Source organism: Pseudomonas sp. TE3786 (assembly GCF_054057335.1).
Window position 1 is genome coordinate 187,024 of record NZ_JBSRZF010000008.1, and the last position, 15,257, is coordinate 202,280.

At 59.6% G+C, this 15,257-nt stretch carries 8 protein-coding genes; 3 read left to right on the forward strand and 5 right to left on the reverse strand.

What is annotated here, in order from left to right; translation table 11 throughout:
• Positions 1-3: 3 nt before the first annotated feature.
• Genes ACVW0Y_RS11755 through ACVW0Y_RS11775 form a run of 5 tightly spaced genes read right to left on the reverse strand, consistent with a single transcriptional unit; the run spans position 4 to position 5,239 of the window.
• Positions 4-1,800, reverse strand: a complete 1,797-nt coding sequence (locus ACVW0Y_RS11755) for a VWA domain-containing protein (protein ID WP_457438463.1) — start codon at positions 1,798-1,800, stop codon at positions 4-6.
• Positions 1,797-2,846, reverse strand: coding sequence for a vWA domain-containing protein (locus tag ACVW0Y_RS11760; protein ID WP_457438465.1), 1,050 nt, complete (start codon positions 2,844-2,846; stop codon positions 1,797-1,799). Before ACVW0Y_RS11760 ends, ACVW0Y_RS11755 begins: the two co-directional genes overlap by 4 nt.
• Positions 2,839-3,333 carry a DUF4381 domain-containing protein gene (locus ACVW0Y_RS11765; RefSeq protein WP_457438466.1) on the reverse strand — a complete coding sequence of 165 codons (495 nt, stop codon included), beginning with the start codon at positions 3,331-3,333 and terminating at the stop codon, positions 2,839-2,841. Before ACVW0Y_RS11765 ends, ACVW0Y_RS11760 begins: the two co-directional genes overlap by 8 nt.
• Positions 3,330-4,274, reverse strand: coding sequence for a DUF58 domain-containing protein (locus ACVW0Y_RS11770; RefSeq protein ID WP_457438468.1), 945 nt, complete (start codon positions 4,272-4,274; stop codon positions 3,330-3,332). Before ACVW0Y_RS11770 ends, ACVW0Y_RS11765 begins: the two co-directional genes overlap by 4 nt.
• Before the next feature lie 5 nt (positions 4,275-4,279).
• Complete coding sequence (locus tag ACVW0Y_RS11775) at positions 4,280-5,239, reverse strand: AAA family ATPase (RefSeq protein WP_457438470.1); 960 nt, start codon at positions 5,237-5,239, stop codon at positions 4,280-4,282.
• A gap of 486 nt (positions 5,240-5,725) precedes the next feature.
• On the opposite strand from ACVW0Y_RS11775, the gene ACVW0Y_RS11780 reads away from it, so the two are divergent.
• The 3 genes from ACVW0Y_RS11780 to ACVW0Y_RS11790 all read left to right on the forward strand — a co-directional run bounded on the left by ACVW0Y_RS11780 (position 5,726) and on the right by ACVW0Y_RS11790 (position 15,109).
• Complete coding sequence (locus ACVW0Y_RS11780) at positions 5,726-10,567, forward strand: NAD-glutamate dehydrogenase (protein ID WP_457438472.1); 4,842 nt, start codon at positions 5,726-5,728, stop codon at positions 10,565-10,567.
• A 350-nt stretch (positions 10,568-10,917) separates the two neighbouring features.
• Positions 10,918-14,406, forward strand: coding sequence for a hypothetical protein (locus ACVW0Y_RS11785; RefSeq protein ID WP_457438474.1), 3,489 nt, complete (start codon positions 10,918-10,920; stop codon positions 14,404-14,406).
• 454 nt (positions 14,407-14,860) lie between these two features.
• Positions 14,861-15,109 carry a DUF3077 domain-containing protein gene (locus ACVW0Y_RS11790; protein WP_457438476.1) on the forward strand — a complete coding sequence of 83 codons (249 nt, stop codon included), beginning with the start codon at positions 14,861-14,863 and terminating at the stop codon, positions 15,107-15,109.
• Positions 15,110-15,257 lie beyond the last annotated feature (148 nt).

The following is a 15,257-nucleotide window of genomic DNA, read 5'->3' on the forward strand; positions in this document are numbered from 1 at the left end:
CAACTAATTCCTAGGCTCTTGGCGCTGTTGCTGTTCATACCAGAATTTGCGTCGCAGCAGCTCGCCCGGATCGTCGGGGATCTGCCGCAGCCACTGTTCCATGGCTTGGCGCTGTTCGGCGCCGAGGTGTTGCTGCTGGCCGTCTTCGGCCTGGGTTTTGCCGTCTTCGCTGTGCTCGCCCTTGGCACTCTTGTCGTCGCGGTTGCCCCCGGCCTGATCGCTCGGCTTGGCGGCGTCGGCGTCCTGCTTGGCACCTTGTTGCCCGGCCTGTTGCGAGTCCTGGGGCTGATCCTGCTCGCCGGGTTTGTTGGCGGCAGAGGGTGGCGGCTGTTGCGGGTTGTCGGTGTCGCTGCCGGGATTTTGCTCGGCCTGTTTCTGTTGCTGGTTTTTGCCTTGCTGTTGGTTCTTTTGCTGTTTTTCCTGCTGCTTCTGTTGTTGTTGCTGTTGGCGTAGCAACTCTTCCACCAGGGCTTTGTTTGCCAGGGCCTGGGGCAGCTCGGGCTGGCGCTCCAGGGCCTGATCGTAGGCATCCAGCGCCGCTTCCAGTTCACCGCTGCGGGCCAGGGCGTTGCCGCGGTTGTAGTGGTCGGCGGCGCTGTTGCCGGTGGCGAAGCGGTTGGCGGCACCGGCATAGTCGCCGGCCTGGTAGAGCGCCTGACCTTGCCATTTCGGGTCGCTGAAGGTGTCGGCAGCCTCGGCGGCTTTGTGTTGTTGCAGCAGGCGTTCGCCTTGCTGGTCGGCACGCAGCCACAGATCGGTGAACTCGAAGGCATAGCTGGGGCGCGGGCCGATCATCAACAGCAGCGGCAGACAGAACAGCCAGCCACGGCGGCCGGCGCAAGCGGCGAGCAACAGCAGGGGCAGCAGCAGCCAATAGCCCTGGTCTGCCCAGGTTTCCAGCTGGGTCGGCTCGCTGTCGCGCAGGCTTTCGGTGTCTTCCAGCAGGCCGAGGTCGCGCAGGTCGCTTTCATCCAGCCGCGAGCGCAGGTAGTTGCCACCCAGCTCATTGGCGAAACGGCGCAGACCGGCGCTGTCCAGACGCGGCAAGAGAATGCTGCCCTGGGCGTCCTTCAAGAAGCCGCCACCTTCCTGGGCAATGGGCGCGCCCTGGGCGGAGCCGATGCCAAGAATCTGCAGACGATTGCCGTGTTTGCCGAGTGCCTGGCGAATGCCCTGGCGTTCCTGGTCGTCCAGCGCCGAGGTGATCAACAGCAAGCGACCCTGGCCCTGGGAGCCTTGTTCCAGCAGGGTCAGCGCCTTGGCCACGGCCAGATCGGCCCGCCGTCCGGCCTCGGGCATGATCGCCGGCTTCAGCGATTCCAACAGATTGCGCGCAGTGCCAAGGTCGTCGGACAGCGGCACCAGGGTATGCGCGCTACCGGCGTAGAGAACGATAGCGGTCTGCGCATCGTGGCGTGCCTCCAGCAGGTCGAGCACTTTGTGTTTGGCATGTTCCAGACGGTTGGGCTGCACATCGCCGGCAAGCATCGAGGGGGTCAGATCGAGCATCACCACCAGCGGATCGGCGCGTTTCTGCGTGCTTTGTTCAACGTGCTGCCAGCTCGGGCCCAACAGGGCCAACAGGCCCAGCAACCAGGACAGCCCGAGGGCGATCCAGGGCAAACGGCTGACCCGGCGGTTACCGCCACTCAGCAGCACTTTATGGAAGGCCGCCGGCAGCAGCATCTGCCATCGCCCGGCACGCCGCTGGCGGTGCCAGAGTTGCCAGAGCAACCACAGCAGCAGCGGCAGCAACACCAGCCAGAGCGGCCGTAGCCAATGGGGCCAGAGCGCGATCATTGGCGCTTCCTCATCCGCGGCCGCCATTTCGGCCGTGCCGGCAAGGCTTGTTGCAGGCGGCTTTGCAGCAGGTGCGGCCACAGCGAATTGACCACCAGCAGCAGGCTCATCAACAGCGCGCCGGCCAGCGGCCAGGCATAGAGTTCAAGGGCAGGGCGGGCGATGGTCGGTTGCTGGGCCACGGGTTCGAGTTTGTCCAGGCTGGCTTCGATCAGGGTCAGTTCGTCGCTGTCGCGGGCTCGGAAGTATTGGCCGCCGGTCATATCGGCGATTTTCTGCAGGGTCGCTTCGTCCAGATCCAGGCCCGGATTGAGCCCGACCATGCCAAAGGCACCGCGCTCGGGATCGGCGCCAATGCCGATGGTATAGACCTTGACCTTTTCTTCCGCGGCCAGGCGCGCGGCGGTCAGTGGGTCGATCTGCCCGCCGTTGCTGGCGCCGTCGGTAACCAGTACCAGCACCCGGCTATTGGCCGGGCGTTGGCGCAGGCGTTTCACCGCCAGGCCCAGGGCATCGCCAATCGCTGTGTTCTTGCCGGCAATGCCGATCAGCGCTTCGTCCAGCCAGATGCGCACGGTGTGGCGGTCGAAGGTCAGTGGTGCCTGCAGGTAGGCCTGGCTGCCGAACAGAATCAGGCCAACCCGGTCGCCTTTACGCCCTTCGATAAAGTCGCCGAGCAGGTTTTTCACCAGGGTCAGGCGGCTGACATCGTTGCCGTTCCATTGCATATCGGTGTAATTCATCGAGCCGGACACATCCACCGCCAGCAGCAGATCGCGGCCACTGGCCGAGACCGGTAGCGGCTCGCCAACCCAGGCCGGGCGCGCAGCGGCACCGAGCAGCAATAACCACAGCAGGGCGAAGGGTGCCTGTTGCCGCCAGGCTGGCAGGTTGGCGCGCGCGCGGCGGCCGGCCAGGCCTTCCAGTTCGTTGAGAAAACTGACCTTCAACGCCGCTTCACCGCTGTCGGCGGCCGGCAATACCAAACGCAGCAGCCAGGGCAGGGGCAGCAAGAGAAACAGCCAGGGCCAGGTGAACTCAAACATGTTTGCGAATCCAGGTGTCGACGGCTTGATACAGACCATCCACGGCCTTGTCTTCGAGCTTGCATTCGGGGCGGTAAGCGCCTTCCACCAGAATCATCCAGCGGGTCAGGCCGGCGGCCGGGCAGCGGTTATCCAGATAGGCCAGCCAGGCGCGGCCACTCATGGTGTGGCTCTGGCTATTGGGGTAATGACTGCGGCACAGGCGCTTGAGCAGGGCATTGAGTTGCTGCAGCCAGGGGCCGGCGGAGACGCCGTCATAGGGTTTTTTCAGCTGCCCGAGTTCTTGCAATGCGGCCAGACGCAGAGGGTCGAGCGGCACGTCGGTACGGGTTTTCCTGCCCCGTTGCGGCAGGCGCTTGCGCAACCGCCACAGCCCCCAGAGCAGCCCCGGCAGCAAGGCGGCGAGCAGCCACCAGCCCGGTGCCGGCGGCCACCAGGAAATCGCTGGCGGCGCGATCAAGGGTTGCAGTTGGTCGAGGGGATTCATTGCTTCTTCCTCGGCCGCTGTCCCTGTAGATGGTCGCGCAGTTGTTCGATCGGGTCGTTCAGGGTGCTCAGCGGAAACAACGGCACGCCGAGCTTTTGCGCCAGCAACTGCCAGCGTGCCTGACGGGCTTCGCCGAGGGCGTGGTAGGTCTGGCGCAGGTCGGCGTTGTGGGTGTCCAGTTCCAGTAGCGCACTGCGTTCGGTGAACTGCAGCAGACCGGCGGCGGGCAGGGCGTGGTCCAGCGGGTCGGACAGCGGCAGCAGCAACAGATCGGTGTGGCGGGCCAGCAGGGTCAATTGCTGCTCGGCGCTGTCGTTCAGCGCGCGTTCATCACAGAGCACCACCGCCAGGCTGCCGGGGCGCAGCACCTCACGGGCACGGCGCAACGCCAGGCCAAAGGTGTCGCGGCCAGCCGGAATATCACTGTTCAGATTCTGATTGGCGCGGACCATACGGTTGAGTAACTGCAGCAAGCTCATCTTGCTGCGCCGCGGTTTGATTTCGTGGTGCTCGTTGTCACCAAACACCAGGCCGCCCACCCGGTCGTTGTGACTGAGGGCGGCCCAGCCGATCAACGCCGCCACTTGCGCGGCCAGAACCGACTTGAAGGCCAGGCCGGAGCCGAAAAACAGGCGCTGGCTCTGTTCCACCAGAATAAAGATCGGCCGCTCGCGCTCCTCATGGAACAGCTTGGTATGCGGCTCCTGGGTACGCGCGGTTACCCGCCAGTCGATAGTGCGTACGTCATCCCCGGGCTGATACACGCGCACCTGATCGAAGTCGACGCCGCGCCCGCGCAGCTTGGAGTGATGCAACCCCACCAGCGGGCTGCGGCGTGCCGGCGTGGAGAACAGCTGCACCTCGCGAATGCGATGGCGCATTTCGATCAGCTCGGCAAGGCTGACGCGAATTCCCGGTTCGCTGACCGCAATGGGTTGCATGGCGATCAGGCCACGGCAACCACATCGAGGATGCGTTGCAGCACCCGGTCCTGGTCGATACCCGCCGCTTCGGCCTCGAACGACAGAATGATGCGGTGACGCAGCACATCGAACAGCACCGCCTGGATATCTTCCGGCGAGACGAAGTCGCGGCCAGCCAGCCAGGCATGGGCGCGGGCGCAACGGTCGAGGGAAATCGAACCGCGAGGGCTGGCACCATAGGAAATCCACTCGGCCAGTTCCGCATCGAACTTGGCCGGGGTGCGCGTGGCCATCACCAGTTGCACCAGGTATTCCTCCACCGCATCGGCCATATATAAGCCGAGCACTTCTTTGCGCGCGGCAAAGATCGCCTGCTGGCTGACTTTATGTTCCGGCTTGGTTTCACCGTTCAGGGCTTCGCCACGGGCTTGCTGGAGAATCTTGCGTTCCACCGAGGCGTCGGGGAAACCGATTTTCACGTACATCAGAAAACGGTCGAGCTGAGCTTCGGGCAGCGGATAGGTGCCTTCCTGCTCGATGGGGTTCTGCGTGGCCATTACCAGAAACAGCGGCGACAGATCGTAGGTACTGCGCCCGACACTCACCTGACGCTCGGCCATGGCTTCGAGCAAGGCCGACTGCACCTTGGCCGGCGCACGGTTGATTTCGTCGGCCAGTACCAGGTTGTGGAAGATCGGCCCTTGCTGGAACACGAAGCTGCCGGTTTCCGGACGATAGATTTCCGTGCCGGTGATGTCGGCGGGCAACAAGTCGGGGGTGAACTGAATGCGATGGAACTCGGCTTCGATGCCTTCGGCCAACTCTTTGATGGCCTTGGTCTTGGCTAGACCGGGGGCACCTTCGACCAGCATATGGCCGTCGGCGAGGAGGGCGATCAACAGCCGCTCGATAAGCTTTTCCTGACCCAGAATCTGCGTGGAGAGAAATTGACGCAGGGCGACTAGCGCTTCGCGGTGTTCCATCGTGGAAAGTTTCCTGGCGGATTGACGAGGTGCAACGGCTCACAGCAGCGCGGCAAGGCCGGCGCGGGTGGCTGCGAATGGCGTGACACTTTAATGCATAACCTTGAGTGGCGGCTATCGTGACCAGGGGGAATGAGTGGTGTGTCAAAAAGCTTCGCGGCTGAAGCCGCTCCTACAGCCAGCGCGGGCCCGTAGGAGCGGCTTCAGCCGCGAAGCTGTTGCTCGACGAGGCCCATCTAGAGCCGTAGGAAGCCTGTCCGAATATGTCGCGCCCACGCAATCCCTCGGTCACAGCCTATCGTTAAGCTACGCGTGACCTGACGGTCGCCCTATGCACTGACGGGTTTCAACAATGGCCTAGACTGTTGTGCAACCCACCCAGCAGATGCCCTGCCCACAGAACTATCGGCATTGGCATACGGCGTACTCAGGCATGTAGCTAACGACAAGTTTCTCCACGAATAACAAGCCCAGCGGAGCACTACCATGGCGTTCTTTACGGCGGCCAGCAAAGCCGACTTTCAGCAACAACTGCAAGCGGCACTGGCGCAGCACGTTAGCGAACAGGCGCTATCACAAGTAGCCCTGTTCGCCGAGCAATTTTTCGGCATCATCGCCCTCGAGGAACTGACCCAGCGTCGCCTCTCCGACCTGGTCGGTTGCACACTTTCCGCCTGGCGGCTGTTGGAGCGCTTTGACAGCGCCAAGCCGCAGGTTCGGGTGTTCAACCCCGATTACGAAAAACATGGTTGGCAGTCCACCCACACCGCTGTGGAAGTACTGCACCCCGACGTGCCCTTTCTGGTCGACTCGGTCCGTATGGAGCTGAACCGCCGCGGTTACAGCATCCACACCCTGCAAAACAGCGTGCTCAGCACCCGCCGCAACAAGAAGGGCGAATTGCTGGAAGTGTTGCCCAAAGGCACCACCGGTAAAGACGTGTTGCAAGAGTCGCTGATCTTCCTGGAGATCGACCGCAGCGCCAACGCCTCCGATATGCGCACCCTGGAAAACGCCATTCTCGAAGTGCTGGAAGAAGTGCGCATCACCGTTGCCGACTTCCAGCCCATGCGCAACAAGGTCACCGAGCTGCTGACCTGGCTGGGCAAAGCCAAGCTCAAGGTGGACGCCGCCGAGCTGGCGGAAATCAAAGTGTTCCTGCAATGGCTGATGGAAAACCACTTCACCTTCCTCGGCTACGAAGAATTCACCGTGGCGGATGAGGCCGAAGGCGGCCATATCACCTATGACGAATCGACCCTGCTGGGTCTGTCGAAACGCCTGCGCACCGGGCTTTCCAGCAGCGATCTGCATATCGAAGACTACGCCGTGAACTATCTGCGCGAGCCGGTGCTGTTGTCGTTCGCCAAGGCCGCGCAGCCTAGCCGGGTGCACCGCCCGGCCTATCCGGATTTCGTTTCCATCCGCGAGCTGGACGCCAAGGGCAAGGTGGTCAAGGAATGCCGCTTCATGGGCATTTACACCTCCATCGCCTACAGCGAAAGCGTGCGCAGCATTCCTTATATTCGCCGCAAGGTGGCCGAGGTTGAGCGCCGTTCCGGCTTTACCGCCCAAGGCCATCTGGGCAAAGAACTGGTGAAAGTGCTGGAAGTGCTGCCGCGCGATGACCTGTTCCAGACCCCCGTCGACGAGCTATACAACACCTCGTTGGCCATCGTGCAGATTCAGGAACGCAACAAGATCCGCCTGTTCCTGCGCGCCGACCCCTACGGCCGTTTTGTTTACGCCCTGGCCTATGTGCCACGCGATGTGTACTCCACCGAAAGCCGTATCCGCATTCAGCAGGTGCTGGTGGATCGCCTGCAGGCCACCGACTGCGAGTTCTGGACCTACTTCTCCGAGTCGGTGCTGGCGCGTGTGCAATTCATTCTGCGCATCGACCCGAAAACCAAGCTGAATATCGACCAGGCGCAGATCGAGCAGGAAGTGATTCAGGCCTGCCGCTCGTGGAAAGACGACTACGCCGGTTTAGTGGTCGAAAGCCTGGGCGAGGCCAAGGGCACGCGCGTGCTGGCCGACTTCCCGAAAAGCTTCCCGGCCGGCTACCGCGAGCGCTTTGCCCCGCACTCGGCGGTGGTGGATATGCAGCACCTGCTCAGCCTGTCGGAAGAACGCCCGCTGGTGATGAGTTTCTACCAGCCGCTCAGCGCAGGCGGCCAGGAGCTGCACTGCAAGCTGTACCACGCCGATACGCCACTGGCACTCTCGGACGTGCTGCCGATTCTGGAAAACCTAGGCCTGCGCGTGCTCGGTGAGTTCCCGTACCGGTTGCATCACCAGAGCGGCCGCGAGTTCTGGATTCATGACTTCGCCTTCACCTATGCCGAAGGCCTGGACCTGGATATCCAGCAGCTCAACGACACCCTGCAGGATGCCTTTGTGCAGATCGTTGGCGGCGCAGCGGAGAACGACGCCTTTAACCGTCTGGTGCTGACTGCCGCCATGCCGTGGCGCGATGTGGCCTTGTTGCGTGCCTACGCCCGTTACCTGAAGCAGATTCGCCTGGGTTTCGACCTCAGCTATATCGCCAGCGCCTTGCTTAACCACGTGGATATCGCCAAGGAACTGGTGCGCCTGTTCAAGACCCGGTTCTACCTGGCGCGCAAGCTGACGGCGGAAGATCTGGCCGACAAGCAGCTGCGCCTGGAACAGGCGATTCTTACTGCCCTGGATGACGTGGCGGTGCTTAACGAAGACCGCATCCTGCGTCGCTACCTGGACCTGATCAAAGGCACCCTGCGCACCAACTTCTACCAGGCCGACGCCAACGGTCAGGCCAAGTCCTACTTCAGCTTCAAGTTCAACTCCCGTTCCATCGCCGACCTGCCGAAACCGGTGCCCTTGTTCGAGATTTTCGTCTACTCGCCACGGGTGGAAGGCGTGCACCTGCGCGGCGGCAAAGTGGCGCGTGGTGGTTTGCGCTGGTCCGACCGTGAAGAGGATTACCGCACCGAAGTGCTGGGCCTGGTGAAAGCCCAGCAGGTGAAAAACGCAGTGATCGTGCCCGTGGGTGCCAAGGGCGGCTTTGTGCCACGGCGTATGCCGATTGGCGGCAGCCGTGATGAGGTGCTGGCCGAAGGTATCGCCTGCTACCGGATCTTTATTTCCGGCCTGCTGGATATCACCGACAACCTTAAAGAAGGCGAAGTGGTGCCACCGCAAAACGTGGTGCGCCATGACGAAGATGACCCGTATCTGGTGGTGGCTGCCGACAAAGGCACCGCAACCTTCTCCGATATTGCCAACGGCATTGCCGGCGAATACGGCTTCTGGCTGGGTGACGCGTTCGCCTCCGGTGGTTCGGCCGGTTACGACCACAAAGGCATGGGCATCACCGCCAAGGGCGGCTGGGTTTCCGTGCAACGGCACTTCCGCGAGCGCGGCATCGATGTGCAAAAAGACCTGTCCACCGTGATCGGCATCGGCGATATGGCCGGCGACGTATTCGGCAACGGTCTGCTGCTGTCGGACAAGCTGCAACTGGTGGCCGCGTTCAACCACCTGCATATCTTTATCGACCCCAACCCGGATGCAGCGAGCAGCTTTGTCGAGCGCCAGCGTCTGTTCGATCTGCCGCGCTCCAGCTGGGCGGACTACGATGCCTCGCTGATTTCCAAAGGCGGCGGTCTGTTTTTGCGCAGCGCAAAAAGCATCGCCATAAGCCTGGAAATGAAAGAGCGCTTCGACATCAGCGCCGACAAACTGCCCCCCACCGAACTGCTGAATGCCTTGCTCAAGGCCCCTGTGGATCTGCTCTGGAATGGCGGTATCGGCACCTACGTCAAAGCCAGCAGCGAAAGCCATGTGGATGTCGGCGACAAAGCCAACGACGCCCTGCGCGTGGACGGCCGCGAACTGCGCGCCAAGGTGGTGGGCGAGGGCGGTAACCTCGGCATGACCCAACTGGGCCGCGTTGAATACGGCCTGAACGGCGGCGCGAGCAACACCGACTTTATCGACAACGCCGGTGGGGTGGACTGCTCCGACCACGAAGTGAACATCAAGATCCTGCTCAACGAAATCGTTGCCGCCGGCGATATGACCGGCAAGCAGCGCAACAAGCTGCTGGCGGAAATGACCGATGCGGTCGGCAGCCTGGTGCTTGGCAACAACTATAAGCAGACCCAGGCCCTGTCGTTGGCCCAGCGTCGTGCCCGCGGCAGCATCGGCGAATACAAACGGCTGATCACGGCCCTGGAAAGCGCCGGCAAACTCGACCGCGCCATGGAATTCCTGCCGTCTGATGAGCAACTGGCCGAGCGCGTTGCCAACGGCCATGGCCTGACCCGGCCGGAACTGTCGGTGCTGATCAGCTACAGCAAGATCGACCTCAAGGAATCGCTGCTGACTTCCCTGGTGCCGGACGACGACTACCTGGCCCGGGAAATGGAAACCGCCTTCCCGCCATTGCTGGCCAAGAAGTTTGGCGAGGCCATGCGCCGTCACCGCCTGAAACGGGAAATCATCAGCAACCAGATCGCCAACGACCTGGTCAACCATATGGGCATCACCTTCGTGCAGCGCCTGAAGGAATCCACCGGCATGAGCGCCGCCAACGTGGCCGGTGCCTATGTGATTGTGCGTGACGTATTCCGTCTGCCGTACTGGTGGGCGCAGATCGAAGCACTCGACTACAAAGTGCCGGCCGACCTGCAACTGCAGCTGATGGACGAACTGATGCGCCTCGGCCGCCGCGCCACGCGCTGGTTCCTGCGCAGCCGGCGCAACGAACTGGACGCGGCCCGCGACGTCGGCCATTTCGCGCCACGTCTGGAAGCCCTGGCCAAACAACTGGATGGCTTGCTCGAAGGCCCGGCACGCGAACAGTGGCTGGCCAAGTTCCAAGGCTACGTCGAACAAGGCGTACCGGAAGAACTGGCCCGGGTAGTGGCCGGCACCAGCCACCTCTACACCTTGCTGCCAATCATCGAAGCAGCCGACATCACCGGCCAGGACCCGGCCCAAGTGGCAGCGGCCTACTTTGCGGTGGGTGGTGCCCTGGAGCTGTCCTGGTACCTGCAACAAATCACCAGCCTGCCGGTGGAAAACAACTGGCAGGCCCTGGCCCGCGAAGCCTTCCGCGATGACCTCGATTGGCAACAGCGAGCCATCACCGTGTCGGTGCTGCAAATGGCCGATGCCCCGGCGGACATGGAAGAGCGCACCGGTGTGTGGCTGGAACAGCACCGGCCGATGGTGGACCGTTGGAAGGCCATGCTTGGCGAACTGCGCGCCGCCACCGGTACGGATTACGCCATGTATGCGGTGGCGAATCGGGAGTTGATGGATTTGTCGCAGCGCGCTTGATGGCTGTGAGGTAAGGACAAAAAGCCCCGCCTGGTGCGGGGCTTTTTATTGCCCGGGTTTTCAGTCAGGCATCTGGCGCACTGGACAGCTCGCCCAGCACTGCTAGCGTTTCAGGGCCGAGGTCCATGCTTGCCTTGGCGACAGGGACGGATGTACAGCCCGGTTCCGGGGCTGAGCGCTATATCTCTTATTCAATCAGTCAGGTGTTTTCCACCCCCAGAGGGCGGAGAACACCTGGCCGTGAGCGTTATAAACGAGGCCGTCGACAAGGCCTCGAACTATAAAACTGCCGATACGCGCCTGGCCATCCTTGGGGTGCAAAGGGCGCATAAAACAAGGGAGTGCCGGTGATGGGCGAGGCGATAGCGACAGACGAGGTGGAAAAAAGTGATTCATTAGGGCCATTGATTACTGCACGACGAAAAGTGCTCGAAGACGAAGGCACGCCACTGGCCTCTGACGAGCGTTGGGGCCTGGCGTTATCCGGCGGCGGTATCCGCAGTGCGACGTTCTGTTATGGGTTGATCAGTGCGCTGGCTGAAAACGGCGTGTTTCGGCGCTTTGACTTGATGTCTACGGTGTCCGGTGGTGGATATATAGGGGCGATGGTTGGGCGATTGGCGATGTCGAAAGAGTCATCGAAAAATCCGTCCCTAGAGCTTCAGGAAGAGTTGGGTGTTAAGGGAGCTGCGTCTAACCACAAGGGTTGGCTGCGGGCCAATAGTCGGTATTTAACGCCTAAAGGGAGCCGCGACCGGCTTTATGGGCTGGTGGTGTTTCTACGGAATTTAGCGGGTGTACATCTGGAACTTGGTGTTCTCGCTGTGGCGCTGGCGTGTTGTTTGGGGATATTTGACGTCCTGGTTTGGTGGGGCGTTAACGACTTCATTGTCATCCCATCTGAAAAGAACTGGTCGCCGAATCCAAATTTTTGGAAGGTCATGTCCTTTGTGCCGACCGTCTGGATAGTCCTGCCCATTCTAATAATTTGGGCTGGAACGGCGGTTTGTTGGTATTGGTATATGCCGATAGTTGGAAGGGATACCAAGGAGGTTGATGTTGCATCGCATAATGCCACGGTAAATTTGACCGCCGCCGTGCAGTGGATTGGTGCAATTTTTATATTAGGGATTGTCGATGTAGTAGCGTGGCAATTGGCGCAAAACCCTGAGCATCTTTTTCCCCTCGGCGCGTTGTTTGCTGCGGTTCTTGCGGCACTGCGTTTCCTCCTTCCGGTGTTCCAGCAAATTAATAGCTCTGCGGGAGACTTTCTCAGGCAACGTTTACCCTTGATTTTAGACCTCGCCGGAAGATTGGGCTTGGTGGTGCTGTTGATCTTCTGGACCAGTGTGGTTCACGTGTTCGGTACAACAAAGGTGTGGCCAGAGGGAAAGCTTTTAGATCCGATTGACTATACGCATGCATTAACATACTTGGCTGGTATGTTGATCTGTTCTCTGTTATGGATTGGGTTCACAGGTCGCAGTATCAAGTTTCTGAACCGTTCCTCACTGCATAACTTTTATCGCTCACGGCTGACCAGAGCGTACTTGGGCGCAGCAAACCCTGATCGCAGTCCCAACTCGAAAGTTACCGAAGTTCATGAGAAAGATGATTTGCTGTTTAGTCAGTACGTCCCCCACCTGTACGGTGCCCCGGTGCATATCATCAACGTCTGCGTGAACCAAACCTTTCAAAGGGAGGGGCTGCACAATATTGATCGGCAAGGTGATCTGATGTCGATGGTGGGGGGCGCTGGTTATTGCAAGGTGCCAGGGGCGAAGTGGTCGCAAGTTCCCCCCAAGACTTTAGCCACATTGGGTACGTGGATGGCGGTATCGGGTGCCGCTGCATCACCGGGAATGGGCGCGCTGACCAAGCCGGGTTATGCGGCGATGTTAACGACTCTGGGGGTCCGCTTAGGCTATTGGTGGGACAGTAAAAACCACAGCAAAAGCCAATCACTGGGCGAGAAATGCTTACCCAAATACCATGGATTGTTAAGTGAGCTCCTGGCGCGCTTTCCAGGTAAATCCAACCAACTGCAGTACTTAAGTGATGGGGGACATGCCGAAAATACCGGGGCTTATGCACTGATTCAGGAGCGCTGCAAATTAATTGTCCTCGCCGACTGCGGTGCCGATCCCGACTACAAATTCCAGAACCTGGAAAATTTAATACGGCGCGCCAGGATTGATTTGGACGTCGAGATACGTTTCGTACTTCCCGAGCAAAACCAAGCTGGTATTTTCGGCACCTTGGATGACTTGATTTCCCGAGAAAGTACGGCCTGCTTAGCCGTCGCCCAGATTGCTTACCCTGGCGATAGCACCCATGGTGTTTTGGTACTCGTCAAACCCAATATGGTTTCCGGGTTAACGGAAGACGTATACAACTATGGGCGGGACTTTTCCTCGTTTCCTCAAGAAACGACGGCGGATCAGTTTTTTGATGAGGCGCAGTGGGAGAGTTATTTTTCTTTAGGAGAGCATATCGGCAAACTATTAACCGCGGATCTGCTTCAAACCTTGGTGCAGTCTTTCGCAGCGGGTGATTACAAGAAGTCACCTGAACTAAAAAGCAAGCGGGTGCCGCAACGGGTGGCGATGAAAGCCGTTGCCGCAGCCGGTATCGGTCTCGGGGCTATCATTACGTCTATATCAGGGATATGGGTCGCCCTGGACAAGTCGGATGACAGCAATACGCCAAATCAAATGTTCAAGTCCTTGTACACAACGTACGCCAAACTGCCGGCCGAAATTGCCAGTCAGGAAGATGGAAAGTTATTGGGCGATGTGGCTGTGCAGTTAATAATAACGGTTGATGCCCTGCGAGCAGATAAAAAAGAGGAGCTTCTCACAGATAATCCAACAGCCCTGAATGTTCTGAAAACAACCGCTGCAATGTGCAATAAATTAATAGGGAGCATTCCCGCCTGCGCTACGTTTATTGAGTTTTCCTGCCCAAATAAAAAAGATGAATCTGCCAAGAGTATGAATGGGGGCTATTGGGCAAGAGATGAGCCGATGGCAATTAAAGCTGGATTACTCTTTAATGGACGTACTCACTGCGAACCCGGAACGAACTTTTATATAGAAAATTCAGCCACGCTGGTTGCCCAGGAGAAACAGAGGAAAACGTTAGAAACCATCGGTAAAAAGGGCGGTAATACTGGGTCAAGCGGGAAAGTCAGTACTCAAACTTCGAGCCAGGCTGCTCCATCTAAAATAGCCCCCCAGGCGGTAGAAAGTCCTCCTAAGCCGGCCAACACAGTGCCAGATAAAGGGGCGGCGGCTACAAGCAACCCAACATCCAGCTCTGCAACAATCGCGGAGAAATCAACCGAGCCAGAGGTAGTGAATGCCTCTAAACCGGCGGATACGTCTGCTGCTTCCAGCCAGGATGTTACCGCCCCCGGGGCTGATAAGGCTGGAGCGCAAGCCGACGCCGGCAAAAAACTGGAAAAAGCGCCGGGGCTCTGCTCAAAGCACACTATTTTTATTCAGATATATGGTCCGGACGGGCGGGATAAAGCCCGAGCCTTTCGCGCCGTGTGGCAAGCCGAAGACGCTTCAGTTCCGCCCATCGAAGATGTTGTCAGTACCGCCTATCAGCAACAACGTAGCGCACCTAAACCCTATGAAAAACCGACGATTATTTATCACCGGGACGATGCGCAGAAATGTGCTGAGTGGGTTAGAGATCACACAGCGCAGATAAAAGCGGATAGCTGGGATTTTATGACGCTTCCCAAGCGACTCACCGGCGCAGCCAGGACCATCGAAGTCTGGCTACCACCATCCGCCCTGGTGGATGCGGTGAAAAGCGAGGAGGAGTAGCAGTGGCCAGGCGGGCTACCGAGTAAAGGCTATCGAGGCTAAAGCCTCTCCCACAAGAGACTTCATTTTCCTGTGGGAGAGGCTTTAGCCTCGATTCCTGCAAACGGAGATGCCAAACCTGATATGAGCTTTCAAGTCGTCGTGGGACATTTCCCGCAGATGTTTTTAGCCCCAAAAAGCCGTTGCCATCCGAACCGTAGCCACCCTATAGTCCCGCCGTCGCTACACATTAGCGATTGGGTTTGGCGACCCAAGTTCGGATGCGCATAAGCGCCTATCTCTGTGAAGCAGGCGCTTTTTTTGTGCCCGCAGCACAGCTATGGCGGCTGTGCGCGGGATACCTTCGGGTATGCCGGTGTTCTTCCGAACCGGTTCGCCAACCTGCGTACAGCTGCCACCCTATCGTTTGGCGACGAGTCGTGGCTGCCCTCTAAACGTTCGGAAGGTAATCATCATGAACGACAAATCCAACGTAACCACGTCCCAACCCTTCGACCCTATCGACGGCGAACCGCTGTTTCAGGTCAACGCCGGTGTCCCCATCGATGAAGCGCTCGCCCGAGCAGCCAATCTGATGATGTACGTCGAAACCTTGGCGGCGGCCGACTCGCTGATGAACAAAGACCACGAGCGAGCCATTCTGCAAACCCTGAGTGAAATGGCCAAAGCGCTGACCAACGCGTGCCGAGGCGTCGCTGCCTGAAGGGCATTGGCCGTGCGTGCAGAAGGGGACGCAAGTCCCCTTTTTAATGCGCCTGTCCCGTCCTGAATAAGGTTTACACCTTTAGCCATATCTTTCAGGAGAACCCCATGGCGCAAGGTGCGAGACGAAGTCAGCGTGATTACACGCT